Here is a 24,921-nt window from a genome sequence, read left to right as displayed (position 1 = left end):
GGGTCGGACGGCTACACGGCGGGCAGCCGGGGGGTCGCCGCGAGCAGGGCGCGGGTGTACTCGTGCCGGGGAGCGCGGAAAACGTCGTCCGCGCAGCCGCTTTCCACGATCTCGCCGCGCCGCATGACCAGCACGCGGTCGCAGATCATGCGCACGGCGGGGAGGTCGTGGGTCACCAGCAGCAGTCCGAGTCCCTCGCGTTGGGCCAGCTCCTCCAGCAGGCGCAGCACGTGCGTCCGCACGGAGGCGTCCAGCGCGTTGACCGGCTCGTCGGCCAGCAGGAACCGCGGTGCCGGAGCGAGGGCGCGGGCGATCGCGACGCGCTGGCGTTGGCCGCCGGACAGCGAGCCCGGCAGCCGCTCGGACATGTCCGGTTCGAGGTCGACGGCGCGCAGCACCTCGGCGACCCGTGCGCCGTGCGATCCGGCCACCCGCAGGCTCCGCAGCGGTTCCGCGATCGCATCGCCGATGCGCATCCGGGGGTTCAACGAGGACCACGGGTCCTGCGGCACTGCCTGCACCTCGGACCGGAACCAGCGCAGCGACCGCGCGCTCGCGGGACGCACGGCGCGGTCACCGCACACGACGCCGCCCTCGTCCGGGTTTTCGAGCCCGAGCAGCAGGCGCAGCAGCGTCGACTTGCCCCCGCCGGACTCGCCGACGAGGCCGAGCCGCTCGCCCGCTGCGAGCTCGACGCTCACGCCGTCGACCGCCGTGACCCCGCCGCCTGCGGTGCGGATGCCGGCGTGCGGATCGCGGTAGGTGCGGCGCAGCTGGTGGGCCCGCAACGTGCTCATGCCGTTCGCTCCCGTGCCGCCCGCTCCGGAAGCGCGCGGGCCCGCGGGGATTCGAGTTGCCGGGCGCTGTCGACGAGTGCGGCCGTGCGCGGATGCCGCGGGCCGCGCAGCATCTCGGTGAGCGCTCCGCGCTCGACGACCGCGCCTTCGTGCATGACCATCACCGTCGAGCACAGCTGAGCGACCACCGGCAGGTCGTGGGAGATGAGCAGCAGCGCCGGCCCGTCCTCGCCGCCGGTGACGTCGGCGAGGAGCTGGAGGATCTCGGCTTGGACGGTCACGTCCAGTGCCGTGGTGGGCTCGTCGGCCACGAGGACCGCCGGGCGGCAGGCCAGTGCCATTGCGAGCGCGACGCGTTGGCGCTGTCCGCCGGAGAGCTGCGCAGGCGTGCACCGCGCCGCCCGTTCCGCGTCGGAGAAGCCGACTCGGTGGAGCAGGGCGCGTGCTCGCGTCCGCGCTCGCGGGCCTGCCATGCCGCGATGTTTCCGCAGCGGTTCCGCGATGTGGCGTTGCACGCGCACCAGCGGGTTCAGCGCGGAGACCGCGTCCTGGAAGACCATGGCGATGCGGGCACCGCGCAACCGTCTCCACTCCGATTCGGGCAGCCGCGCGACCTCCCGGCCGTGCAGGAGGAGGCTGCCGGTCGTGCGCGCTTTCGGGGGGAGCAGCCCGAGCAGGGACAGAGCGGTCAGGGACTTGCCGGATCCCGACTCGCCGATGAGTCCGAGCCGCTGGCCGGGCAGCAGTTGCAAGTGCACGTCGTCGACGAGTCGGCGTCCGCCGATGTCCACGGACAGGCCTGCGACGTCGAGGACCGGCGCGCGGTCCACCGGGGCCGGGGTGCGGGTTGCGTGATCACCACTCACACTACAAATGATAACCATTTGCAGAAGTGCGGAGTCGAGACCCCCCGGAAGACCCGCTGCGGGCGGGACGGCTGACCACCGGGCACGCCGGCAGCTCGGCACTGCCGGTATGCCCGCCCACCGGGGCACACCGCAGCGGGTCGGTTCGCCAGCGCCGTGCGCCGCCGGCTGCTCGCCGGTTACGAGACGCTGCTCTCGCGAGCGGGTGCCGCGGCCGCGCCGACGCGGCCGCGGGCGAGCACGAACAGGGTGAGCCCGCCCGCGGCCGGCAGCGCGGCGAGCACCAGCCACGGCACCGGCGCCTGCGCGCCCGGGCTGGCGGCCAAGTCCAGCAGGCCGCCGGCCACGCCGCTGCCGATGAGCACGGCGAGCCCGCCGGCCGAGGCGAGGAAGCCGTAGTACGCCCCGAGGTTGTCCTCCCCGGCCAGCCGCGGCACCAGGTCCTGCGCCAGCGGTACCGCGAGCATCTGCCCGCACGTCAGCAGCACGACGAAGCACACCGCCGGCAGCACACCGAACGGCTCCGGTGGAGGTGTCCACGGCGCCCAGGCGGCCACCGCGGCGAACGCGAGGCTCAGCAGCCCGAAGCCGATCGGCAGGGCCCGCGCCGCGCCCAGGCGCGTGCGGGCCCAGGAGGCCAGCGGCAACTGGCCGAGCACGACCATCAGCGAGGCGAGCGCGAACATCCAGCCCAGCGCCGACTCGGCGCCGACGCGGCCGAGCTCCGCGGGCAGCGCCAGGTAGAGCTGGTTGTAGCTGAGCAGGTAGGCGCTGTAGGCGGCGGCGAAGACGAGGAAGGTCCGGTTGCGCGTGATCCGCGTCCACCCCTGCAGCAGCGGGCGGCGGCTCTCGCTGGTGCTTCGCGGCAGCCACCGCGCGTGCGCGCCCAGGACCAGCACGAACACGCCCGCTGCGACCGAGCAGGTCAGTCCGAAGTCGACGGTCAGCAGTGCCGAACCGAGCAGCGGTCCGGTCACCGACCCGATTTCGCCGAAGACCGCGAACAAGCCGAACAGCTCGGTGCGCGTGATGGTGCCGCGCTGCTCCAAATCGGACCCGTAGGAGGCGAGCGCCGATTCCACGGCGGGGGAGAACAACGCCGCGGCGAAGCCGATGAGCACTGTTCCGATGAGGACGGTGGCGAACGTGCCCGCCGCGGCGAGCACCACGAACCCGAACACGCGCAGCGCGCAGCCCGCGAGCACGGTGGGGCGCACGCCGTAGCGGTCGGCCAGCGCGCCGCCGACCACGAACATGCCCTGCTGGCTGAACGTCCGCACCCCGAGCACGATGCCGACGGCCCATCCGGCCATGGCGAGGTCCTCGGACAGGTGCACCGCCAGGAACGGCACCACCAGGTAGAACCCGATGTTGAACACCATCTGCGTGATCAGCAGCAACCGGACGATGCCGGGAAGCCGGGTGACGTGGCCCAACAGCGACCAGCGCTGGACGAGGGCCGCGCGGCGAGTGCCGGTGGCGGTCACGTGGGACTCCTTCGGGGCGCGGGTGTGGTTGGCGGGTGCCGCTCGCACCGGCTTCCGGCCGCGGGGCCGCAGGGGCGGGGTGCGCGCGCCGTCGCGGTGGGAGCGGACGGCGTCCGCGGCGCGACCGCGCTCGGCGGACGAACTAATGATAATGAGTTGCAACAGCCTATGCTTTGCATCCCGCTCGAGCCGCGGCGGGTGCCTCGCCGGCCGCGGGATCGCTCCTGCGCAGCCACCGAAAACGGCGGTGTGGTGCGGTTGGGGGCACGATTGCGGCCCTGCTGTCAACCCATCCGCTTCGTCGGCATGGGATCTGCGCCACATAGAATGGCCGGCATGGCACTTGTGGAACGTTCTCTGTTGGGCCCGGGGCCGTCGAACGCCTACCCCGAGGCGACTGCGGGTCTGGCGAGCCCGATGCTCGGGCACTTGGACCCCGAGTTCCTCGCGATGCTGGACGAGACCGGCGACCGCCTGCGGCAGGTGTGGGGGACGCAGAACCTCCGAACCCTCCCGCTGTCCGGAACCGGATCGCTCGGCATGGAAGCGGCCTTCGTCAATTTCGTGCGTCCCGGTGACGTCGTGGTCGTGGCGGTGAACGGACTGTTCGGGGAGCGGATGTGCGACGTCGCTGCCCGCTACGGCGCCGAGGTGGTCCGCGTGGACCACGCCTGGGGGCAACCCGTGGACGTCGACCGCGTCCTCGAGGCGCACCCCTCGCCGTCCATCGTCGCCGCCGTGCACGCCGAAACCTCCACGGGCGTGCGCAGCGACATCAAGCGGCTCGGCAGCGCGCTGCGCCAGCGCGACGAGCGCACGCTCCTGCTCGTCGACTCCGTCACCTCCATCGGCGGCGAGCTGATGCAGCTCGACGAGTGGAACGTGGACATCGCCTACGCCGGCACCCAGAAGTGCCTCGGCGTGCCGCCGGGGCTCGCGCCGTTCACGGTCTCCGAACGGGCGTGGAACCGCCGGGTGGAGAAGCCGACGACCTGGTACCTGGATCTCGGACTCATCGGCGACTACGTCACCGGCGGCTCCTCCGGCGGGCGCGCGTACCACCACACCGCCCCCACGGCGATGGTCGCGTCCCTGCACGCGGCCCTCGGGCGCGTGCTGGAAGAGGGCATGCCCGCCGTGGCCGAGCGGCACCGCTCGGCCGGAGAGGCGCTGCAGAACGGGCTGCAGGAGATGGGGCTGGAGCTGTTCGCGGCGCAGGGGCACCGGCTGCACCAGCTCACCAGCGTGGTCGTGCCGGACGACGTGGACTCCGCCGGGGTGCGCAAACAGCTGCTCACCGACTACGGCATCGAGATCGGCGGTGGCGCCGGCCCGTACGCCAACAGCGTGTGGCGCATCGGCCTGATGGGGCAGAACGCGGGGCTGGACCGCGTTGAGATGCTCCTCGGCGCTCTGCGCAGCGTCCTCAGGCGCTGAACCGCGGTGACGGCGCGTCCGGCCGCCACCGGCGGCGGCCGGACGCGCCGCGGTTGCGCCAGGCATCACCGAGAGGCCGGGTGGGGGCAGTGTTGGAATGAGCACCGCCGTGGTGGTGGGAGCCGGACCGAACGGGTTGGCCGCCGCCGTCACCCTCGCCGAACGCGGCGTCGCCGTGACGGTGCTGGAAGCGGCCGACGAGGTCGGTGGCGGAACCCGCTCGTACGAGGCGATCCGGCCCGGACTCGTGCACGACCGCTGCTCGGCCGTGCACCCCATGGGCGTGGGATCGCCGTTCCTGCAGCGGCGGGACCTCGCCCGCTACGGGCTGCGCTGGCGCTACCCGGAGATCGACTGCGCACACCCGCTCGACGGCGGCGACGCCGGCGTGCTGCACCGCTCGGTCGACGACACGGCGCGGGAGCTGGGGTCCGACGGAACGCGCTGGCGGACCCTGTTCGGCAACCCGTCGGCGGCCTACGACGAGCTCCGCAGCGATGTGCTGCGCCCGTTGCTGCACGTGCCCAGGCATCCCCTGCTGCTGGCCCGCTTCGGCATCCCCGCAGCCGCGCCGGCCGCCGCACTGGTGAAGCTGTTCGGCACCGAGCGGGCCCGCGCCCTGCTCGGCGGAGTGGCCGCGCACGGCTTCCGGCCGCTGCACCGCCCCTTCAGCGCCGCCGTCGGCCTGGGCCTTCTCACCGCCGGCCACCGGTACGGCTGGGCGGTGGCCGAAGGCGGATCGCAGCGGGTCACCGACGCGCTCGCCGCGCTGCTGCACGACCTCGGCGGAACGATCGTCCGGGGCGCACCGGTGCGCAGCGCGGCCGACCTGCCCGCCGCGGACGTCGTGCTCCACGACCTGGCCCCGCCGCTGGTGGCCGCCCTGCTCGGCGACCGGCTGCCGCCGCGGACCGCGCGGGCCTACTCGCGGTTCCGCCGCGGCCCCGGGGCGTTCAAGGTCGACTTCGCCGTCGACGGCGGCGTCCCGTGGACGGCACCGGCCGCGCGGCGCGCCGGAACCGTGCACCTGGGCGGCAGCTTCCGCGAGATCGCGGCCGCCGAGCGCGCGGTCAACGCCGGCAGGATGCCGCAGCGGCCGTTCGTCCTGGTGGGCCAGCAGTACCTCGCCGATCCGCAGCGCTCGGCGGGCTCGGTGCACCCGGTGTGGACCTACGCCCACGTCCCGCACGACTACGCCGGCGATGCCACCGAGGCGATCACCGCGCAGGTCGAGCGCTTCGCGCCCGGCTTCCGCGAGCGCATCGTGGACAGTGAGGTGCGCCCGCCGGCCCGGTTCGCCGCGGAGAACGCGAACTTCGCCGGCGGCGACATCATGACCGGCGCCAAGGACTTCCCGCAGCTGGTCTTCGGTCCGCGCACCACGTTGCACCCCTACGACGTGGGCGTTGCCGGCCACTACCTGTGCTCGGCGGCCACCCCGCCCGGCCCGGGCGCGCACGGCATGTGCGGCCACCACGCCGCCCTGCGAGCGCTGCGCTACCTGCGCTCGGCGGGGCGATGAGCGCAGGTGCCGAGGTCTCGGACGAGGTCTACGTCCGACCCGTCACCAACTTTCCCGAGCGGCACGTCTAATGGCTGCTGCGGGGCTTTTCCGCGGCGGCGTCGTCGTTCCCCGCGGCGGCGTCTTCGTCCGCCGCAGTCGCGCCGTGGTCCGCCGCGGCCGTGCTGTCGCCCTCCGCGACCGCACCTTCGGCGGCCCGGCTGCGCCGGCGCAGCCAGTACCGCCACAGGCGGCGGGCGATCTCGCTGAGAGCCATCAGCGCGCAGGCCAGACCGATGCCGATTCCCAGCGACGTGAGCTCGTCACCGCCGAAAGCGGCGCCGCCGAGGTAGCCCACGAGCGTCCAGCCGACGGCCCAGAACCCGGCGGCGAGGACGTCGAACAGCGCGAACTTCCGCCACGGGTAGCGCACCCCGCCCAGCGTGAGCGTGGTGGCGGTGCGCACCCCGGGCACGTACCGGGACGCGAGCAGCACTTGCCCTCCGCGCTCGCCGAGGGTGGCGTCGGCCCAGGCGAAGGCCGCCCGGCCACGTGGGCGGGAGCGCAGCCGTGCGATCAGCCACTGGCCGACCGGGCTGCGCCCGAGCGCGTACGCGACGTGATCGCCGACGAAGGCCCCCGCCGCGCTCGCGGTGATGATCCCCGGCACGTCGGGGAAGTGGGCGCCGGCGAACACCGCGGCGGTGACCACTGCCGTCTCGCCCGGAATGACCGGGAAGAAACCGTCCAGAGCGGCGAGGACGAACAGCACCACGTACACCCACGGCGAGGTGATCGCTTGCTCGAGCATGTTCAGGGCGCCGGTCACGCGCCCGGCTCCTGCCTCCGGACCTTCCCCGGGGTCCCTGCGGCCCGGACTGCCTCAGCGGCTGCGGTCGAGTGCGGCAGCACGTGCTCGCTGCTGCCGGTGGGGGGACGTGCACGCATGCCCCCAGTCCACTCGCTACCCCCGGCCGCACGCATCCGGGTGACCCCGCAGTCCCCCCTGAATGGCGCAGCATTGTGGGCTACGCCTCAGCGAGCTGCTCCCGGATGCGGTATTTGAGCACTTTGCCGGTGGTGTTGCGGGGCAGGGCGTCGGTGAACTCCAACCGCAGCGGGATCTTGTAGCCGGCGATCTTGTCGCGGGCGAACTCCCGCAACTCGTCCAGCGTGAGCGTGGCGCCGGAACGCGTGGCGACCACCGCGGTGACCGCCTCGCCCCACGTGTCGTGCGCGGTGCCGAGCACGGCGACTTCGGCGACGGCCGAGTGGCCGTAGAGCACGTCCTCCACCTCGGCGGGGTAGACGTTCTCTCCCCCGGAGATGATCATGTCCTTGACGCGGTCGACGATCCACACGTAGCCCTCGGCATCGGCGACGCCGAGGTCGCCGGTGTGGAACCAGCCCTCGGCGTCGATGACCGCGTTGGTGGCCTCGCGGTCGCGCCAGTAGCCGGCCATCACCTGTGGCCCGCGCACGCAGACCTCCCCGGTTTCGCCAACGGGGACGGGCTCGTTGGCCGGGTCGACCAGGCGCACCTCCGACAGCGGCAGCACCTGGTGGCCGGCCGCGCCGATCTTCACGTCCACTTCGTCGGTGCGCAGCACCAGCGCCAGCGGTGCCGTCTCGGTCAGCCCGTAACCCTGCGCGAACGGGACCCCGCGCGCACCGAAGCGGTGGATCAGCGCCTCCGGCACCGGTGCGCCGCCGCAGATCAAGTAGCGCACGCTCGACAGGTCGGTCGTGGCGAACTCGGGCGCCTGGCTCATGAACAGGAACATCGCGGGCACGCCGAACATCGTCGTGACGCGGTGCTCGGCGATGAGCTCCAGCGCCCGGGACGGTTCGAACGTCGACATCATCACGATGTGCCCGCCCTTTTGCAGCGTGATCAACGTGGTGACGTTCAACCCGCCGATGTGGAACAGCGGGGCGCACACCAGCGAGACGTCGTGCTGGCTGGTGTCGAAGGACAGCAGCGCGTTGACGTTGTTCCAGAACAGGTTGCCGTGGGTGAGCATCGCGCCCTTGGGGCGGCCGGTGGTGCCCGAGGTGTACATGATCACGGCGACCTCGTCCGATCCCGGATGCACCGGATCGGCCAGCGGCTCCCGCGCGGACAGCAGGTCCTCGAGGGATTCCCACCCCGGCACCGGGGTCAGCGCGATCCGGCGCTGCGGGACGTCACCGGTGGCGGCCGCGTCGACCACGGCGGCGCGGTCGGCATCGGCGAGCACGGTGTGCACCTCGGCATCGGTGCAGATGTGGCCGAGTTCCGGTGCGGTCAGCCGGAAGTTCATCGGGACGAACACGGCACCGATGCGCGCGGTGGCGAACAGGGCGACGAGGAACGACGGGTCGTTCAGGCCGATGTAGCCGACGCGGTCGCCGTGCCGCACTCCACCTGCGGACAGTTCGGCGGCGAGCCGGTCGATCCGGTCGGCGAAGTCGCGGTAGGCCAGGGTGGTGCCGTTGAAGGTGATCGCCGGCAGGTGCGGTGTCGCGGCGGCTCGGCGGGCTATCCACGAACCGAGGTCCATCGGCGGCTGCGCGGTGGTCATCGGTGAGCTCCTCGCGAAGTGGGGACGGGTGGGACGGCGCGGTCAGTGGTGCGGGCGGTGCTCCTCGCGGACGCGGTGCTTCTGGATCTTGCCCGTGGCCGTCTTCGGCAGCGAGTCGACGAGGACGAACCGTTTGGGGACCTTGAAGCCGGCCAGCGCCTCCTTGCAGTGGGCGCGCAGGTCCTCGTCCGTGATCCGCTCGTCCGCGCGAGGCACGACGAAGGCGGTGACGGCCTCGCCCCACCGCTCGTCCGGCAGACCCACCACGGTGCACTCCGCGACACCGGAGTGGGCGAGCACCGCACGTTCCACTTCCACCGACGAAACGTTCTCGCCGCCGGTTTTGAGCATCTCCTTGGTGCGATCGGTGAACCACACGACGCCTTCCTCGTCGCGGTAGCCCACGTCGCCGCCGCGGAACCAGCCGTCGGCGAAGACCGCGGCGTTGGCCTCGGCGGCGTTGAAGTAGCCCGCCATCAGCTGCGGTGCGCGGTAGACGATCTCGCCTTCTTCGCCCGGCGGCAGCAGCCGGCCGTCCGGCGCCATGATGCGCACGTCCGTGGTGGCCACGGCCGAACCCCACGAGCCGTCCTTCTCGCCCTGGTGCTCCGGCCACTGCATCTGCGACAGCGGGGTGGTTTCGGTCTGCCCGGATCCGAGCAGGATGTCGGCCTGCGGGAACGCGGCGCGGAGCGCCCGCAGCAACTGCTCGGGCATGGGCGCCATCGCGTAGAAGCCGGTCCGCAGGCTCGTGGTGTCCACTTCGGGCAGTTCCGGGTGGTCGAGGATCGCCGCCCACATCGCGGGCAGCAGGGCGATGTGGCTGACCCGGTGGCGGGTGAAGTCCTCCAGCACCGCGGCGGGGTCGAATCCGCGGTGCAGCACCGCGGTTCCGCCGAGCTGCAGCACCGGCAGCAGCAGCACGTCGAGGGCGGTGACGTGGAACATCGGCAGCACGACGGGCATGACCGGTCCGGTGCGGCCCGGCCGCAGCCCCAGGTGCAGCGCCGATGTCAGCACGGCGATCTGCACGGCCACGTGGCTGGTCACCACGCCTTTGGGGCGCGAGGTGGTGCCGGAGGTGTACAGGCAGTGCAGGATGTCGCGGTCGTCGACGATCCGCTCGACGACCGCGGTGTCGTGTTCGAGCAGGTGCGACCACGCGTGCGCCGGACGGCCGGCGACGTCGTCGGGGGCCTCGCCGGCGACGCCGCCGATGACGTGCACCGCGCGCACCGCCGTGCCGTCGCCGTTCTGCAGGGCCGCTTCCAGAGCGGGCAGGCGGGCTCGTTCCGCGGCCACGGTCCGGACGCCGCTGTCGGCGAGCTGGTATCGGATGTCCTCCGGAGCCAGCGCGGTGTTCAGCGGCAGTGCGACGACGCCGATCTTCGCGCAGGCGAAGAACGTGACGACGAACTCCCACCGGTTGTCGAGGAGCAGCGCCAGCCCGTCGCCCCGGTCCAGCCCGTGATCGAGCAGGCCGCGCGCGACCGCGTTGGCCCGATCCTCCAGCTGCCGGTAGGACAGGGCGTGCTCGCCGTCGATCACGGCCGCCCGGTCGGCGTAGGTCTGCGCGCACCGGGTGAGCATGTCGCCGATCACTGCTCGGTGGGTCAGGTTCGCCACCAGCGGATCGACACCGGAGAGATCAGCGTGCATTCCAGTCATGGCGCGCCCCTCGGTCAGCGTGTGTGCCGAATCATAGGAAAGGTATCGCACACCGGGAATCAAAACAATCAAGCGTGCTTGATTTTTCTGGCTACCTGGTGCCACGCTCCAGTGCGTGACGGACGTCGAAGCACTGCTGGACGACCTGCGCGCCGAGGGCGAAGACCTCGACAGCCTGGTCGCCGAGCTGCCACGAGAGCGGTGGGCACTGCCGACCCCGGCCGCCGGCTGGACCATCGCGCACCAGATAGCCCACCTGACCTGGACCGACTCGGTCGCGCTGACATCGGCCACCGACCCGGCCGCCTTCGCCGCGGTCGTCGAGCAGGCGCGGCAGAACCCCCTCGGGTTCGTCGACGAGGCTGCCGAACAACGTGCGCACACCCGGCCGGCCGAGCTGCTGGTGGAATGGCGCAGCGGACGCGAACGACTGCGCGAGGCGCTGCACCGCGCACCGGCAGACCGCAAGCTCGACTGGTTCGGGCCCCCGATGGGAGTGGCGTCGATGGCCACCGCACGGCTGATGGAGACCTGGGCGCACGGCCAGGACGTCGCCGACGCGCTCGGAGCGGTCCGCACGCCGACGGGCCGGCTGCGACACGTCGCCCACATCGGCGTGCGCACCCGCGACTTCGCCTACGCGCTGCACGGACAGGACGCGCCCGACGAGCCGTTCCGCGTCGAGCTCACCGGACCCGACGACCAGCAGTGGACCTGGGGACCGGCCGACGCGGGCCAGCGCGTGACCGGGCGCGCACTGGACTTCTGCCTGCTGGTCACCCAGCGCCGCCACCGCGACGACCTCGCCGTCACCGCCACCGGCCCCGACGCGGCCCACTGGCTCACCATCGCCCAAGCGTTCGCCGGCGCGCCCGGAACGGGCAGGAAGGCAAGGCAGTTCCCATGAGGCCACCCCGGCCGCTGGCCACCGATCCCGAGCTGATCCGCATCGGCAACTGCTCCGGCTTCTACGGTGACCGGTTCGCCGCCATGCGCGAGATGCTCGACGGCGGTGAGCTCGACGTGCTCACCGGCGACTACCTCGCCGAGCTCACGATGCTCATCCTCGGCCGCAACCGGATGAAAGACCCCGATCTCGGCTACGCCAAGACGTTCCTGCGGCAGATGGAGGAGTGCCTGGGACGCGCCGTGGACCGCGGCGTGCGCATCGTCGCCAACGCCGGCGGGCTCAACCCCGCCGGCCTCGCCGAGCAGTTGCGCGAACTCGCCGAGCGGCTCGGCGTGCCGGCACGGATCGCGCACGTCGAAGGCGACGACCTCACTGACCGCGCCGCCGAACTCGGACTGGGCGAACCGCTGACCGCCAACGCCTACCTCGGTGCCTGGGGCATCGTCAAATGCCTCGACGCCGGGGCCGACGTCGTCGTCACCGGCCGCGTCACCGACGCCTCGGTGACCGTCGCCCCCGCCGCTGCGCACTTCGGTTGGCAGCGCACCGACTACGACGCGCTGGCCGGCGCGGTCGCCGCCGGGCACGTCATCGAGTGCGGTGCGCAGGCCACCGGCGGCAACTACGCCTTCTTCACCGAGATCCCGGACCCGGTCCACCCCGGCTTCCCGCTGGCCGAGATCCGCCGCGACGGCTCCAGCGTCATCACCAAGCACCCGGGCACCGGCGGCGCGGTGACCGTCGACACGGTCACCGCGCAGCTGATGTACGAAATCCAGCACGCCGGCTACGCCGGACCGGACGTGACCACGCGCCTCGACAGCCTCCAGCTCGCCGCGGACGGCGCCGACCGCGTGCGGATCTCCGGAACCCGCGGCGAAGCCCCACCGCCGCAGCTGAAGGTCTCGCTGAACACCCTCGGCGGGTTCCGCAACGAGATGGACTTCGTCCTCACCGGACTCGACATCGAAGCCAAGGCCGATCTCGTGCAGCGACAGCTCACCGGCGGGCTCGAGAAGCAGCCCGCCGAGCTGAACTGGACGCTCGCCCGCCTCGACCGCGCCGATGCCGACACCGAGGAGCGGGCCAGCGCGGTCCTGCGCTGCGTGGCCCGCGACCCGGACGCGGACGTCGTCGGCCGCGCGTTCTCCAACGTCGCCGTCGAACTCGCCCTGGCCAGCTACCCCGGCTTCAGCCTCACCGGCGCGCCCGGCGAAGCCGCACCGTACGGAGTGTTCACACCCGGATACGTCGACGCCGACCGCGTGCCGCACACCGCCGTGCTGCCCGACGGGAACCGGGTGGACATCGCCTCCGCCGCCGAAACGCGCACGCCGGGGCCACCGCCTGATCCGGAACTGCCGCCGGCGCCGCCGGCCGGACCGACCCGCCGCGTACCGCTCGGCGCGCTCGCCGCGGCGCGCAGCGGTGACAAGGGCGGTGACGCGAACATCGGAGTCTGGGTGCGCACCGACGAGCAGTGGCGCTGGCTGGTGCACGCGCTCACCGTCGAGCGGCTGCGCGAACTGCTGCCCGAAACCGCCGAACTGCCCATCACCAGGACCGTGCTGCCGAACCTGCGGGGGCTCAACTTCGTCATCACCGGCCTGCTGGGCCGAGGTGTGGCCGAACAGGCCCGTTTCGATCCGCAGGCCAAGGGGCTGGGCGAGTGGCTGCGGTCCCGGCACATCGCCGTTGCTGAGGAGTTGCTTTGACCACGTGGGACACCGACCAGCGGCGAGAGCTGCGCGCGACCGTCCGGCGGTTCGTGGAAGGTGACGTGCTGCCGCACCAGGACGAGTGGGAACGCGCCGGCGAGCTGCCGCGCAGCCTGCACCGGCGGGCCGGGGAACTCGGCCTGCTCGGGGCGAGCTTTCCCACCGAGGTCGGCGGAGGCGGCGGTGATCTCGTCGACGCCACCGTCATCGCCGAGGAAATGCACCACGCCGGCGCCGCGGGCGGTTTGTTCGCCTCGCTGTTCACCTCGGGCATCGCGTTGCCGCACATGGTGTGGGCCGGCGACGAGGAGCACGTCGATCGCTGGGTGCGGCCCACGCTGGACGGTGCGAAGATCGGCTCGCTGGCGATCACCGAACCCGGCGGCGGATCCGACGTGGGGCATCTGGCCACCAAGGCCGAACGCGACGGCGACCACTACGTCGTCAACGGTGCCAAGACGTTCATCACTTCCGGCTGCCGCGCCGATTTCGCGGTCACCGCGGTGCGCACGGGAGGTCCGGGCGCGGAGGGCATTTCGCTGCTCGTGGTGGATGCGGACACGCCCGGCTTCACCGTCAGCCGCAAGCTGGAGAAGATGGGCTGGAACTGCTCCGACACGGCCGAACTGTCCTTCGCGGACGCACGCGTGCCCGCGGCGAACCTGGTGGGCGAGGAGAACTCCGGTTTCCTGCAGATCGCCCGCGCCTTCGTGACCGAACGGCTCAGCCTCGCCGTGCAGGCCTACGCCAGCGCGCAGCGGTGCCTGGAACTGGCCGAACAGTGGTGCCGCGACCGGGAGACCTTCGGACGCGCCCTGATCGGCCGCCAGTCCGTGCAGAACACGCTCACCGAGATGGCACGCGTCATCGACGTGGCCCGGGTGTACACCCGCCGGCTCGCCGAACGTGCCGCGGCCGGCGAGGAGGACCTCACCGTGGAGACCTGTTTCGCCAAGAACACGGCCGTGCAGGCCGGGGAGTGGGTGGTCAACGAGGCCGTGCAGCTGTTCGGCGGGCTCGGCTACATGCGCGAGTGCGAGATCGAACGCCAGTACCGCGACATGCGCATCCTCGGCATCGGCGGCGGCACCAGCGAGATCCTCACCGGTCTGGCAGCGAATCGATTGGGGTACCGGACATGACCGCTCTGCAGTCCGCGCTCGACACCTCCTCCGCCGACTTCACCAGCGCGGAGGAGGCGATGCGCAGCAAACTCGACGAGGTCGAGGCCGAGCACGCCAAGGCCCTCGCCGGCGGGGGAGAGGACAAGGTGCGGCGCCACCGCCGGCGCGGCAAACTCACCGCGCGCGAACGCATCGAGCTGCTGCTCGACGAGGACTCGCCGTTCCTGGAACTGTGCCCGCTGGCGGCCTGGGGCAGCGACTTTCAGGTGGGCGGCTCGGTCGTCACGGGCATCGGCGTGGTCGAGGGCGTGGAGTGCATGCTCGTGGCCAACGACCCGACCGTGCGCGGCGGCAGCAGCAATCCGTGGACGGTGCGCAAATCCTTCCGCGCGCACGAGATCGTCATGCGCAACCGGCTGCCGGTGATCGCCCTGGTCGAGTCCGGCGGGGCGGACCTGCAGACGCAGAAGGAAGTGTTCATCCCCGGCGGGCGCATGTTCCGCGACATCACGCAGGCCTCGGCCGCCGGCATCCCCACCATCGCGCTCGTGTTCGGCAGCTCCACCGCGGGCGGTGCCTACATCCCCGGCATGTCCGACCACGTGGTCATGGTCAAGGAGCAGTCCAAAGTGTTCCTCGGCGGGCCACCGCTGGTGAAGATGGCCACCGGTGAGGACTCCGACGACGAGGCCCTCGGCGGTGCCGACGTGCATGCGCAGAGTTCGGGCCTGGCCGACTACTACGCGGTCGACGAGCCCGATGCCGTCCGCATCGGACGCTCCATCGTCAAACGGCTCAACTGGCGCAAGAAGGGCCCGAAACCCCGCGCGGAGGTCGAAGAACCCCGCTACAGCAGCGAGGAGCTGCTCGGCGTGGTACCGGCGGACCTGAAGGTGCCGTTCGACCCGCGCGAGGTCATCGCCCGCGTCGTCGACGGTTCCGACTTCGACGAGTTCAAGGCCCGCTACGGGTCCAGCCTCGTCACGGGTTGGGCCGAACTGCACGGTTATCCGATCGGCGTGCTCGCCAACCACCACGGCGTCCTGTTCTCCGCGGAAGCGCAGAAGGCCGCCCAGTTCATCCAGCTGGCCAACCAGACCGACACGCCGCTGCTGTTCCTGCACAACACCACCGGTTACATGGTCGGCCAGGAGTACGAGCAGGGCGGCATCATCAAGCACGGCGCGATGATGATCAACGCGGTGTCCAATTCGACCGTGCCGCACCTGTCGGTGCTGCTGGGCGCTTCCTACGGCGCGGGCCACTACGGCATGTGCGGCCGCGCCTACGATCCGCGCTTCCTGTTCTCCTGGCCCAGCGCCAAATCCGCGGTCATGGGTCCGGCGCAGCTGGCCGGTGTCGTCTCGATCGTCAGCCGCGCGGCCGCCGAAGCGAAGGGCCAACCGTTCGACGAGGAAGCCGACGCGGACACCCGGGAAGCCGTGGAGAAGCAGATCGAAGCCGAGTCGTTGCCGCTGTTCCTGTCCGGCCGGCTCTACGACGACGGCGTCATCGACCCGCGGGACACCCGCACGGTGCTCGGGATGTGCCTGTCGGCCATCCACAACGCCCCGATCGCAGGCGCCGAGGGCTTCGGCGTCTTCCGGATGTGAGGAGCTTCGGCCATGTCCAACCTCCCCGCCGCGCCGATTTCCGACGTCCTCGTCGCCAACCGCGGTGAGATCGCCCGGCGCGTCTTCGCCACCGCCCGCCGCGCGGGACTGGGAACCACCGCCGTGTTCTCCGACGCCGACGCGGCCGCCCCGCACACCCGGGAAGCCGACGCCGCGGTGCGCCTGCCCGGCAACACGCCCGGTGAGACCTACCTGCGCAGCGAGGCGATCGTGCAGGCCGCCCGTGCCGCCGGAGCTGATGCGGTCCATCCCGGATACGGATTCCTGTCCGAGAGCGCCGGTTTCGCCCGCGCCGTGCTCGAGGCCGGGCTGACCTGGATCGGACCACCCGTGGCGGCGATCGAGTCGATGGGCTCGAAGGTCGAGGCGAAGAAACTGATGGCAGACGCCGGCGTGCCGGTGCTGACCGAACTCGACCCCGAATCGGTCACCGCCGAGCAGCTGCCCGTGCTCGTCAAAGCCTCCGCGGGCGGCGGCGGACGCGGCATGCGCGCGGTGCGGACCCTCGACGAACTGCCCGGCCAGCTCGCCGCGGCCCGCCGCGAAGCCGAATCCGCCTTCGGCGATCCCACGGTGTTCTGCGAACGCTACCTGGAAACCGGCCGGCACATCGAAGTGCAGGTCCTCGCTGACCGGTACGGCACCGTGTGGGCCGTCGGCGAACGCGAGTGCTCCCTGCAGCGGCGGCACCAGAAGGTGCTGGAGGAAGCACCCTCGCCGCTGGTGGAACGTCTGGAGGCGGCCGGGGCGGGCATGCGCGAGCGGCTGTTCACCGCAGCGCGGCAGGCCGCGGCCGCGATCGGCTACGAAGGTGCCGGCACGGTGGAATTCCTGGCCGACGAGTCCGGGGAGTTCTTCTTCCTGGAGATGAACACGCGCCTGCAGGTCGAACACCCCGTCACCGAGAACACCACGGGTGTCGACCTGGTGCGGTGGCAGTTGCAGATCGCCCGCGGCCACGCGCTGCCCGCCGAACCTCCGCCGCGGCACGGCTGCGCGATCGAAGCACGACTCTACGCCGAGGACCCGAGGCAGGACTGGCGTCCGCAGAGCGGCACGCTGCACCGTCTCGACGTTCCGGACGCGGCAGGCGGTTTCGCCCCGCTGGCCGAGCCCGGCATCCGGCTCGACTCCGGCGTGGACGACGGTGAAGTGGTCAGCATCCACTACGACCCGATGCTCGCCAAAGTCATCTCCTGCGGCCACACCCGCGACGAAGCCGCGCACCTGCTGGCCCGCGCCCTGACGCGGGCGCGGGTGCACGGCCTGGTGACCAACCGCGACCTGCTGGTGCGCGTGCTGCGCCACCCGGCGTTCCTCGCCGGCGAGACCGACACCGCTTTCTTCGATCGGCACGGTCTCGACGCGCTCGCGCGCCCGCTCGCCGACGAGCGCGCGGTCGAGCTCTCGGCGATCGCGGCGGCCCTCGCCGAAGCCGCCGCCAACCGCCGCGCCGCACCCGTGAACGCGCTCGCCCCGAGCGGATGGCGCAACCTGCCCGCGCAGTCCCAATCCAAGATCTACACCGGCCCCGAGGGCTCCGACATCGAGGTGCGGTACCTGCACCGGCGCGGCGCGATCGCGGTGGACGGACAACCCGGAGTCGACCCGGTCGAGGCGCGTCCGGGGAGAGTCGTGCTCGACGTCGCCGGCGACCACGGTCCGGTGCGCCGCACGTTCGACGTGGTCGACCACGGCGGGCTCGTCTGCGTCGACTCGCCGCTCGGCCCGGTCGCCCTGCGCCGGCAGCCGCGGTTCACCGACCCGTCCGCCCGCCTCGCCGCGGGATCGCTGCTGGCGCCGATGCCCGGCAACGTCGTCCGCCTCGCCGCCGAGATCGGCGAAACCGTCACCCGCGGACAACCGATCCTGTGGCTGGAGGCGATGAAGATGGAGCACACCGTCGCCGCACCCGCCGACGGGGTGCTCACCGAACTGCGCGTGCGCGCCGGCGAGCAGGTCGAGATGGGCGCGGTCCTGGCCGTGGTCGACGACGCGGTCGACGGCGCGCGGCGAGCGGAGGAGTCGGAACGCACTGCAGCGGAGGAACACCGATGAGCCTGATCGAAACCGACGAGCAGGAAGAACTGCGCTCAGCCGTCGCCCGGCTGGCAGAGCGCTACAACTACCTCGACTACGTGCTGCCCAAAGCCCGCGCCGGCGAGCCGCTGACCGAGCTGTGGAACGAGGCGGCAGCGCTCGGCTTCCTCGGCGTCAACCTCCCCGAGGAGTACGGCGGCGGAGGCGCCGGCATCTACGAACTCGCTCTCGTGCAGGAAGAGCTCGCCGCACAGGGGGCCGGTCTGCTGCTCGTCGTCGTCTCACCGGCGATCTGCGGCACGATCATCGCCAAGTACGGCACCGAGCAGCAGAAATCCCGCTGGCTGCCCGCGTTGGCCAAGGGGTCGGCCCGGATGGCCTTCGGCATCACCGAACCCGACGCCGGATCCAACGCGCACGAGATCACCACCACCGCCCGCCGCGACGGGGCGGGCTGGGTCCTGCACGGGCAGAAGGTCTTCATCTCCGGCATCGACCAGGCCGAAGCCGTGCTCGTCGTCGCCCGCACCGAGGACGCCGCCACCGGCAAGCTGCGCCCGGCGCTGTTCATCGTGCCCACTGACGCGGAGCACTTCACCGCGCAGCCGATGGACATGGACATCATCGCCCCCGACCGGCAGTTCACGCTGTTCTTCGACGGGGTGCGCCTGCCCGCCGATGCGCTCGTCGGCGAGCAGGACGCGGCGCTGATGCAGCTGTTCGCCGGGTTGAACCCGGAACGCATCCTCGGCGCGGCCATGGCCATCGGCACCAGCCGGTACGCGCTGTCCCGCGCCGTGGACTACGCCAACGCCCGGCAGGTGTGGAAACAACCGATCGGCGCGCACCAGGGCATCGCGCATCCGCTGGCCCAGCTGAAGATCGACACCGAGATGGCCGAGCTCATGACGCGGAAAGCCGCGGTGCTCTACGACTCCGGGGACGACGACGGTGCGGCCGAAGCCGCGAACATGGCCAAGTACGCCGCCGCCGAAGCCAGCATCGCCGCGTTGGACCGGGCCGTCCAGACCCACGGGGGGTCGGGCCTGACCAGTGAGCACGGGCTCGCCGCCATGCTCGGCATGGCGCGCATCTCGCGCGTCGCGCCGGTGAGCCGCGAGATGGTGCTGAACTTCGTCGCCCAGCACAGCCTCGGGCTGCCGAAGTCCTACTGAGGGGCACCCGAGGCGGTGGCCGGTCGCGGCAATCGGCGGGAGACCATGGTCCGCGGGCACGGGCCGGCGTTGCGGCCGGCGCCGTGCCGCACACGTCCGAGCTGATGAGGAGGGCAGCGGTGCCGCCGCGCGAACCGAAGCAGGAGCGCAGCAGGGCGACGCGCCAGCGCCTGCTCGAGTCGACGGTCGAATGCCTGTCCACCGAGGGGTGGGCGGCGACGACGGTGGCGGTTGCGGCGCAACGGGCCGGGGTTTCGCGCGGTGCGGCGCAGCACCACTTCCCGACGCGGGAGGAGCTCATCACCGCGGCCCTGGAAGTGATCTTCGACAACCGCATCGGCGAACTCCGCGCCGAGAGCAGCGACCTGCCAACGGGGCCGGAGCGGACCGAAGCGGTCGTGCGGCGGATGGTCGACTACTTCTCCGACTCGTTGTTCAAGGCCGCCTTGCAGGTGTGGACCGCCGCCGCTGCCGACGAGAAGCTCCGGCAGCGGATCGTGCCGCTGGAGGCGAAGTTCGGCAGGATCGCGCACCAGGTCACCATCGAACTGCTCGGAGCCGACGACACCGACCCCGTGACGCGGCGCCTCGTGCAGGGAACGTTGGACATGGCCCGCGGACTGGGACTGGCCGATGTGCTCACCGACGACTCCGCGCGCCGCGAACGCATCGTGCGCCAGTGGGCCGAAACCCTCGACACCGCGCTGCGCGGCCGGTTTCCCGGCGCGGGCGGTACGCAACGCGAGGCGCGCTGCGCACCGGGGGGTTCGCCGGGCCCGCGCGAATGAGCGTTCGGACGCGCTACTGCACCGACCAGCCGCCGTCCGAAGGCAGGATCGCCCCGGAGACGTTGACCCCGTCGTCGCTGAGCAGGAACGTGATCGACGCGGCGAGCTGGGGCGCTGTCACGACCGGCGGCATCCGCTGCTGGAACGGTCCCAGGCGCGCGGAGCCGAATTCCGCCGTGTTCGTCATGCCACCGGCGATGCTGGTGGCCACGCCACCCGGAGCGACGGCGTTGACGCGGATGCCCGATGGTTCGTACATGAACGCGGTGCTGCGGGTCAGCCCCACCACGGCGTGCTTGGAGGCCGTGTAGGCGACGCCGGAGGCGCCCCCGCGCAGTGCCGCCTCGGAAGCGATGTTGACGATCGACCCGCGCCCCGCCTCGAGCATCGCGGGGAGCACGGCGCGGGTGAGGCGGAACGGCGCGTCGACGTTGATGCTGAACACGCGCTGCCACAGCTCGTCGGTCATCTCGTGCGCAGCGCCGAAGTCGTCGACGACCCCAGCGATGTTCGCCAGCCCGTCGATCCGCGGTCCGGCCGCGGTGACGATCCGCTCGAGCTCGTCCGCGTCGGTGATGTCGGCGCGCACGGGCAGCACGTCGGCGGAACCGAGTTCGGTGCCGAGTTCCTCCAGTCTCCCGGCCGCGATGTCCACGGCGACCACGCGGCCGCCTTCGCGGGCGATGCGGGAAGCCGTGGCGCGGCCGATGCCGGAGGCGGCGCCGGTGACGATGACGGTCTTGCCGTCGAACCGCCCCGGCACGATCCGCTCCTGCCAGCCGCCTTCGGCTTCCGTCGAGTCGGGCATGACACCGCCGTTGGCGCGGGCCACCAGCTCGTCCACCACTTCCTGCGAGAGCGCGCCCCCGCTCATGGCGACCAGATCTCCCAGGGGCGTCTGCCGCACCGGGGCGAGCGCCTCCTCCTCGAAGCCGCCCCGGGCGAGCAGCTCCCGGATCAGCGGGCCGCCGTCGGGGTGGTCGAGCCACGTGCCGACCGGGCTCCGACCGGTCAGCGGTGCGCGTTCGTCCGCCATCGCCTCGTCCTTCCTGTGGTGCGCGCACCGGCGCCGACGTGCTCGGCCGCTCCGTGCTGGAACGGTCGGCCGCCCCGCCGCGGAACTCGCCGCGTGCGCCGGGGCGCGCGGGTTCGTGCGTGCTGCCGATGACGGGGCTGTCGTCGGCGTTCGACCGCGCCAGCGGCCACCGCCAGCGTAAGTCAGACGGGTGACTTAAACCGCTGCCGGGTTTCGCCCACCGGAGGCGGGGAGCGGGCGACGGCGGGACCCGGAGTCACGAGGCGGTCCGCGGAGTGCAGCGCATCCCGACGGTCAACGCTGCCCGTGGATCCGCGCACCGGTCGCCACTCGACCGGGCCGACGCCGCCGTGGTCGTCCGGCTGATCGGTGGAGAAGTCTTCTGCCGTGTCGTGCAGCCCGTGTAGTTTCGCCGGAAAGGTCCCGTGCGGGACGTGTTCGGCCTGCCGCGCAACGTGGTGGCGAGGCCGTCCCCGCCCCGGGAGAGTCCCGGTGCCCGGGCCTCCCGTGCCACCGGGAGCGGTCGCACGGCATGTTCGCGCAGTGAGGGAGGGCGTTCCCGTGGCCATCGACGTGCACCGGGCCGGGTTGGCGGTGGCCGACCCGGCCGCCTACGCCCACGAACGGCACCTGCACGAGGCGCTCGCCGCGCTGCGGCGCGAGGCCCCCGTGCACCGGGTGGACCCGTCGCCGGAGTACAACCCGTTCTGGCTGCTCACCCGGCACGCCGACATCCTCGAGGTGGAACGCCGCCACCACCTGTTCCGCAACGCGCCGCGGCCCGTCCTCGTCCCGGCCGAGCAGGACCTGCGCGCCGAGCAGGAGGGGCAGCTGCTCAACACGCTGATCCACATGGACGACCCGCAGCACGCCCGGATGCGCGGTGTCGTCGCCGACTGGTTCCGGCCCAAGGCGTTGCGCAGGATGCAGGAGCAGATCCGGGTTCTCGCCCGGCGCTACGTCGACCGGATGGTCGAGCTCGGCGGGGAATGCGACTTCGTCCGCGACATCGCCGTGGACTACCCGCTGTACGTCATCCTCTCGCTGCTCGGGCTGCCCGAGTCGGACTTCGGCCGGATCCTGCAACTGACCCAGGAACTGTTCGGCGGATCCGACGAGGAACTGCAACGCGGGCGCAGCGCCGAGGAGATGGCCGCCGTGGTGACGGACTTCTTCGCCTACTTCCAGAAGATCACCGCCGACCGCCGCGAGCACCCGACCGAGGACCTGTCCTCCACGATCGCCAACGCCCGCATCGACGGGGAACCGCTGTCGGACCTCGACGCCGCCTCGCTGTACGTGATCATCGCGACGGCCGGGCACGACACGACCAGCTCCACGATCTCCGGCGGGATGCACGCGCTCACCGAACACCCCGAGCAACTCCGCCGGTTGCAGCGCCACCCGGAACTGGTCGACACCGCGGCCGAGGAGATGATCCGGTGGTCCACGCCGGTCAAGGCGTTCCTGCGCACCGCCGCCGCGGATTACGACCTCGACGGCGTGCGCATTTCGGAGGGGGATTCGCTGCTGCTGTCGTACCCCTCGGCGAACCGCGACGAGGAGGTCTTCGCCGACCCCTTCAGCTTCGATGTCGGACGCGATCCCAACCGGCACCTCGCGTTCGGGTTCGGCGCGCACTACTGCCTGGGTGCCACGCTCGCGCGCATGGAAACCCGGGCGTTCTTCGCCGAACTCGCACCGCGGCTGGACGAGGTGGAACTCCTCGGCGATCCGGAGTGGGTCGCGACCACGTTCGTCGGCGGGCTCAAGCACCTGCCGATCCGCTACACCGTCCGCCCCTCCAGCTGAGAGTTGTTCGCCCAGCTGAGAATCGCCCGTCCTGCTGCGAAGGCCCTGCCGGGCAGGGACTCTCCTACGAGCTCAGATTGCGGTTGAACAGGTCCAGCAGCTCCCGCCAGTGCCGTTCGGCGGCTTCCTCGTCGTAGCTGGACGTGTCGGCCTGCGTGTAGCCGTGCTCGGCGCCCTCGTAGACCTCGGCGCGGAAGCGCACCCCCGCGTCGGTCAGCGCGGAGTTCAACCGTTCGACCTGCTCGGGAGGCAGGGCGTGGTCGTTGTCCGCGTGTCCGAAGTAGAGTTCCGCGGTGATCCGGTCGGCGAGCAGGTGCGGGCTGTCGGGATCCGCCGTGGCCAGGTTCGCGCCGTGGAAGCCCGCCGCGGCGGCCACGCGCTCGGGGTGGGCGGCGGCCGTGCGCATCGCGAGCGCGGCGCCCATGCAGTACCCGGTCACGCCCACCGGTCCGTTGGCGGCCTCGGGGCGCGTGCTGATCCACTCGAGGTAGGAGCCGGCGTCGCGCACCACGCGGTCCGGTGCGAGCGCCCGCATCATCGGGCCGATCTGCTCGAAGATCTCCGGGCGCCGGCCGGGGTCGATGAATTCCGGCAGATCGGCCACGGGCGTGCGCGCGTCCCGGTAGAACGCGTTCGGCACCACCACGGTGTAGCCGGACGCGGCGAGCCGCTCGGCCATGGCGGTCAGGTGCGGGCGCAGCCCGAACGCGTCCATGTAAAAGAGCACGGCTGGGTGGGCGGCGGTGTCATCGGGGTGTGCGAGGTAAGCGTCGGCCACGCCGTCGGTGGTGGCGATGTTCACCCAGGTTCCGGTCACGGCAGTCATCGGTGCAGATTCCCTTCTCGCGGCTGACTTCCTGCTGCGGCAGCGAGTCGATCAAACCACTGTCCAGGTTCGCCAGCGTCGCACGTGCGAGTTCGGCAGCGCTCCCGCCCCGCTCGTCCGGAACGGCCCGCGCGTCGGTGTTCATGGCACGGGACGTAGGCGGCCAGCGACGGGTTCGGCAATTGCCCGCGTCCTGCACCCACGAGGAGCGCTCTGCGATGATCCGGACCTCGGGGGCGCTGGTGGACGCCAACGGGCTGCGCGCCGGTACCGTTCCGCCCCGGTCAGGCGGGAGCCTCTACCGTGGCCTCCGCACTGGTCCACGCCCGTGCCTGCTCCGACGGGGAGAAACCGAGGCCGGGACGGTTCGGCACGACCATCCGCCCGTCGTGCAGCTGCAGCCGTTCGTTGAACACCGGCTCCAACCACTCGAAGTGCTCGAGCCAGGTGGTACCCGAGTACGCCGCGGCCAGGTGCAGGTGGATCTCCATGGCGAAGTGCGGTGCCAGCGACAACCTGCGGTGCTCGGACAGGGCCATGATCCGCAGGAACGGCGTGATTCCGCCGACGCGAGGAGCGTCCGGCTGGACGTAGTCGCAGGCGTCCTGCCGGATGAAGTTCCAGTGCTCGTCGACGCTGGTCAGCATCTCGCCCGTGGCGATCGGCGTGTCCAGCGCCGCGGTGAGCCGCGCATGTCCCGCGGCGTCGGAGCAATCGAGCGGTTCCTCGATCCACGTGAGCTGGAACTGCTCCAGCACCCGACCGGTGCGCTGCGCGGTGGCCCGGTCCCACTGCTGGTTGGCGTCGACCATCAGAGGGAACGCGTCCCCGAGGTGTTCGCGCACGGCCTCGACGCGCCGCAGGTCCTCTCGCACGTCGGGTTGTCCGACCTTGATCTTGATGCCGCCAATGCCGCGCGAGAGGGACAGGTCCACGTTTTCGAAGAGCTGCTCGGTGGACGTGGACAGGTAGCCACCGGAGGTGTTGTAACAGGGGACCGAATCGCGGTGCGCCCCCAGCAGTTTGGCCAGCGGCAGGTTCGCGCGCTTGGCCTTGAGGTCCCACAGCGCGATGTCGCAGGCGCCGACCGCCTGGGTCGCCAGTCCGCTCCTGCCCATCGAGGCACCGGCCCAGACGAGCTTGTCCCACAGGCGGGCGGTGTCGTTGGGGTCTTCCCCGATCAGCTCGTCGGCGATCTCCCGGACGTGGGCGAACATGCCCGGCCCGCCCGCGCGTTTCGCGTAGCTGAAGCCGACACCGCCGCACCCCGCTTCGGTGCTGATCTCCACGACGAGCAGCGCGATCTCCGTCAACGGCTGCTGCCTGCCGGTCAGAACCTTCGCGTCGCTGATCGGGGCCTCCAGCGGCAGGCGGACCAACGAGAGGTGCACCTTCGAGATCGCATCGGTGGGCACCTCGTCGTGGCCGCTGGTGGACGGCCGGATGGTAGGACTGCCTGGTCGGGGTGTCATGGAGCTCCTCTCCGTGCACGTGATCCGTTGTCGTGCGGTGTCCCTCGGTGGCGGAACCGCTGCCTG

The 24,921-nt window shown here is 71.8% G+C and carries 19 protein-coding genes; 10 read left to right on the top strand and 9 right to left on the bottom strand.

Annotation, left to right across the window (positions count from 1 at the left end; all coding sequences use genetic code 11):
- Positions 1–11: 11 nt before the first annotated feature.
- The 3 genes from ACVGV2_RS11560 to ACVGV2_RS11550 form a co-directional block, all read right to left on the bottom strand.
- On the bottom strand, positions 12–797 hold the full coding sequence (locus ACVGV2_RS11560; RefSeq protein WP_459162377.1) for an ABC transporter ATP-binding protein: 786 nt from the start codon (positions 795–797) through the stop codon (positions 12–14).
- The gene (locus ACVGV2_RS11555) at positions 794–1,663 is read right to left on the bottom strand and encodes an ABC transporter ATP-binding protein (RefSeq protein ID WP_459162376.1); all 870 of its coding nucleotides are present in this window, start codon (positions 1,661–1,663) and stop codon (positions 794–796) included. The genes ACVGV2_RS11560 and ACVGV2_RS11555 overlap by 4 nt, the downstream gene beginning before the upstream one ends.
- A gap of 179 nt (positions 1,664–1,842) precedes the next feature.
- Positions 1,843–3,150, bottom strand: a complete 1,308-nt coding sequence (locus tag ACVGV2_RS11550) for an MFS transporter (protein WP_459162375.1) — start codon at positions 3,148–3,150, stop codon at positions 1,843–1,845.
- A gap of 336 nt (positions 3,151–3,486) precedes the next feature.
- On the opposite strand from ACVGV2_RS11550, the gene ACVGV2_RS11545 reads away from it, so the two are divergent.
- On the top strand, positions 3,487–4,587 hold the full coding sequence (locus ACVGV2_RS11545; protein ID WP_459162374.1) for a pyridoxal-phosphate-dependent aminotransferase family protein: 1,101 nt from the start codon (positions 3,487–3,489) through the stop codon (positions 4,585–4,587).
- A 97-nt stretch (positions 4,588–4,684) separates the two neighbouring features.
- Positions 4,685–6,109 carry a phytoene desaturase family protein gene (locus ACVGV2_RS11540; RefSeq protein WP_459162373.1) on the top strand — a complete coding sequence of 475 codons (1,425 nt, stop codon included), beginning with the start codon at positions 4,685–4,687 and terminating at the stop codon, positions 6,107–6,109.
- A gap of 67 nt (positions 6,110–6,176) precedes the next feature.
- On the opposite strand, the gene ACVGV2_RS11535 is transcribed toward ACVGV2_RS11540, so the two are convergent.
- The 3 genes from ACVGV2_RS11535 to ACVGV2_RS11525 all read right to left on the bottom strand — a co-directional run bounded on the left by ACVGV2_RS11535 (position 6,177) and on the right by ACVGV2_RS11525 (position 10,320).
- Positions 6,177–6,917, bottom strand: a complete 741-nt coding sequence (locus tag ACVGV2_RS11535; RefSeq protein ID WP_459162372.1) for a DedA family protein — start codon at positions 6,915–6,917, stop codon at positions 6,177–6,179.
- Positions 6,918–7,116: 199 nt separating this feature from the next.
- Positions 7,117–8,652: an acyl-CoA synthetase gene (locus ACVGV2_RS11530; protein ID WP_459162371.1), complete on the bottom strand. Its 1,536-nt coding sequence runs from the start codon at positions 8,650–8,652 to the stop codon at positions 7,117–7,119.
- A gap of 42 nt (positions 8,653–8,694) precedes the next feature.
- On the bottom strand, positions 8,695–10,320 hold the full coding sequence (locus ACVGV2_RS11525; protein ID WP_459162370.1) for a class I adenylate-forming enzyme family protein: 1,626 nt from the start codon (positions 10,318–10,320) through the stop codon (positions 8,695–8,697).
- Positions 10,321–10,435: 115 nt separating this feature from the next.
- On the opposite strand from ACVGV2_RS11525, the gene ACVGV2_RS11520 reads away from it, so the two are divergent.
- The 7 genes from ACVGV2_RS11520 (at position 10,436) to ACVGV2_RS11490 (ending at position 19,709) form a co-directional block, all read left to right on the top strand.
- Entirely contained in the window at positions 10,436–11,227 is a 792-nt protein-coding gene (locus ACVGV2_RS11520; RefSeq protein ID WP_459162369.1) for a TIGR03084 family metal-binding protein, read from the top strand.
- Positions 11,224–12,945, top strand: coding sequence for an acyclic terpene utilization AtuA family protein (locus tag ACVGV2_RS11515; protein ID WP_459162368.1), 1,722 nt, complete (start codon positions 11,224–11,226; stop codon positions 12,943–12,945). Before ACVGV2_RS11520 ends, ACVGV2_RS11515 begins: the two co-directional genes overlap by 4 nt.
- Complete coding sequence (locus tag ACVGV2_RS11510; protein ID WP_459162367.1) at positions 12,942–14,090, top strand: acyl-CoA dehydrogenase family protein; 1,149 nt, start codon at positions 12,942–12,944, stop codon at positions 14,088–14,090. The genes ACVGV2_RS11515 and ACVGV2_RS11510 overlap by 4 nt, the downstream gene beginning before the upstream one ends.
- Complete coding sequence (locus tag ACVGV2_RS11505; protein WP_459162366.1) at positions 14,087–15,685, top strand: acyl-CoA carboxylase subunit beta; 1,599 nt, start codon at positions 14,087–14,089, stop codon at positions 15,683–15,685. The genes ACVGV2_RS11510 and ACVGV2_RS11505 overlap by 4 nt, the downstream gene beginning before the upstream one ends.
- A gap of 12 nt (positions 15,686–15,697) precedes the next feature.
- Positions 15,698–17,764: an acetyl/propionyl/methylcrotonyl-CoA carboxylase subunit alpha gene (locus tag ACVGV2_RS11500; RefSeq protein WP_459162365.1), complete on the top strand. Its 2,067-nt coding sequence runs from the start codon at positions 15,698–15,700 to the stop codon at positions 17,762–17,764.
- Entirely contained in the window at positions 17,761–18,921 is a 1,161-nt protein-coding gene (locus ACVGV2_RS11495) for an acyl-CoA dehydrogenase family protein (RefSeq protein ID WP_459162364.1), read from the top strand. Before ACVGV2_RS11500 ends, ACVGV2_RS11495 begins: the two co-directional genes overlap by 4 nt.
- 104 nt (positions 18,922–19,025) lie before the next feature.
- Complete coding sequence (locus ACVGV2_RS11490; protein ID WP_459162363.1) at positions 19,026–19,709, top strand: TetR/AcrR family transcriptional regulator; 684 nt, start codon at positions 19,026–19,028, stop codon at positions 19,707–19,709.
- A 13-nt stretch (positions 19,710–19,722) separates the two neighbouring features.
- Here the strand turns inward: ACVGV2_RS11490 and ACVGV2_RS11485 are convergent, their stop codons facing one another.
- On the bottom strand, positions 19,723–20,745 hold the full coding sequence (locus ACVGV2_RS11485) for an SDR family NAD(P)-dependent oxidoreductase (RefSeq protein WP_459162362.1): 1,023 nt from the start codon (positions 20,743–20,745) through the stop codon (positions 19,723–19,725).
- Positions 20,746–21,306: 561 nt separating this feature from the next.
- Here ACVGV2_RS11485 and ACVGV2_RS11480 point away from each other — a divergent pair.
- Complete coding sequence (locus ACVGV2_RS11480; protein WP_459162361.1) at positions 21,307–22,557, top strand: cytochrome P450; 1,251 nt, start codon at positions 21,307–21,309, stop codon at positions 22,555–22,557.
- A 64-nt stretch (positions 22,558–22,621) separates the two neighbouring features.
- Here the strand turns inward: ACVGV2_RS11480 and ACVGV2_RS11475 are convergent, their stop codons facing one another.
- Both ACVGV2_RS11475 and ACVGV2_RS11470 read right to left on the bottom strand, forming a co-directional pair.
- On the bottom strand, positions 22,622–23,383 hold the full coding sequence (locus ACVGV2_RS11475) for a dienelactone hydrolase family protein (protein ID WP_459162360.1): 762 nt from the start codon (positions 23,381–23,383) through the stop codon (positions 22,622–22,624).
- A 284-nt stretch (positions 23,384–23,667) separates the two neighbouring features.
- The gene (locus ACVGV2_RS11470; RefSeq protein WP_459162359.1) at positions 23,668–24,855 is read right to left on the bottom strand and encodes an L-talarate/galactarate dehydratase; all 1,188 of its coding nucleotides are present in this window, start codon (positions 24,853–24,855) and stop codon (positions 23,668–23,670) included.
- Positions 24,856–24,921: the final 66 nt, after the last annotated feature.

This window comes from Bounagaea algeriensis, from assembly GCF_054491375.1.
This window is presented reverse-complemented; position numbering and strand designations above follow the sequence as displayed.

Coding starts and splice junctions, on each gene's coding strand:
- ACVGV2_RS11560 (WP_459162377.1), bottom strand. CDS start 797: ATGAGCACGTTGCGGGCCCACCAGCTGCGCCGCACCTACCGCGATCCG.
- ACVGV2_RS11545 (WP_459162374.1), top strand. CDS start 3,487: ATGGCACTTGTGGAACGTTCTCTGTTGGGCCCGGGGCCGTCGAACGCC.
- ACVGV2_RS11540 (WP_459162373.1), top strand. CDS start 4,685: ATGAGCACCGCCGTGGTGGTGGGAGCCGGACCGAACGGGTTGGCCGCC.
- ACVGV2_RS11530 (WP_459162371.1), bottom strand. CDS start 8,652: ATGACCACCGCGCAGCCGCCGATGGACCTCGGTTCGTGGATAGCCCGC.
- ACVGV2_RS11525 (WP_459162370.1), bottom strand. CDS start 10,320: ATGACTGGAATGCACGCTGATCTCTCCGGTGTCGATCCGCTGGTGGCG.
- ACVGV2_RS11515 (WP_459162368.1), top strand. CDS start 11,224: ATGAGGCCACCCCGGCCGCTGGCCACCGATCCCGAGCTGATCCGCATC.
- ACVGV2_RS11505 (WP_459162366.1), top strand. CDS start 14,087: ATGACCGCTCTGCAGTCCGCGCTCGACACCTCCTCCGCCGACTTCACC.
- ACVGV2_RS11500 (WP_459162365.1), top strand. CDS start 15,698: ATGTCCAACCTCCCCGCCGCGCCGATTTCCGACGTCCTCGTCGCCAAC.
- ACVGV2_RS11495 (WP_459162364.1), top strand. CDS start 17,761: ATGAGCCTGATCGAAACCGACGAGCAGGAAGAACTGCGCTCAGCCGTC.
- ACVGV2_RS11490 (WP_459162363.1), top strand. CDS start 19,026: ATGAGGAGGGCAGCGGTGCCGCCGCGCGAACCGAAGCAGGAGCGCAGC.
- ACVGV2_RS11485 (WP_459162362.1), bottom strand. CDS start 20,745: ATGGCGGACGAACGCGCACCGCTGACCGGTCGGAGCCCGGTCGGCACG.
- ACVGV2_RS11475 (WP_459162360.1), bottom strand. CDS start 23,383: ATGACTGCCGTGACCGGAACCTGGGTGAACATCGCCACCACCGACGGC.
- ACVGV2_RS11470 (WP_459162359.1), bottom strand. CDS start 24,855: ATGACACCCCGACCAGGCAGTCCTACCATCCGGCCGTCCACCAGCGGC.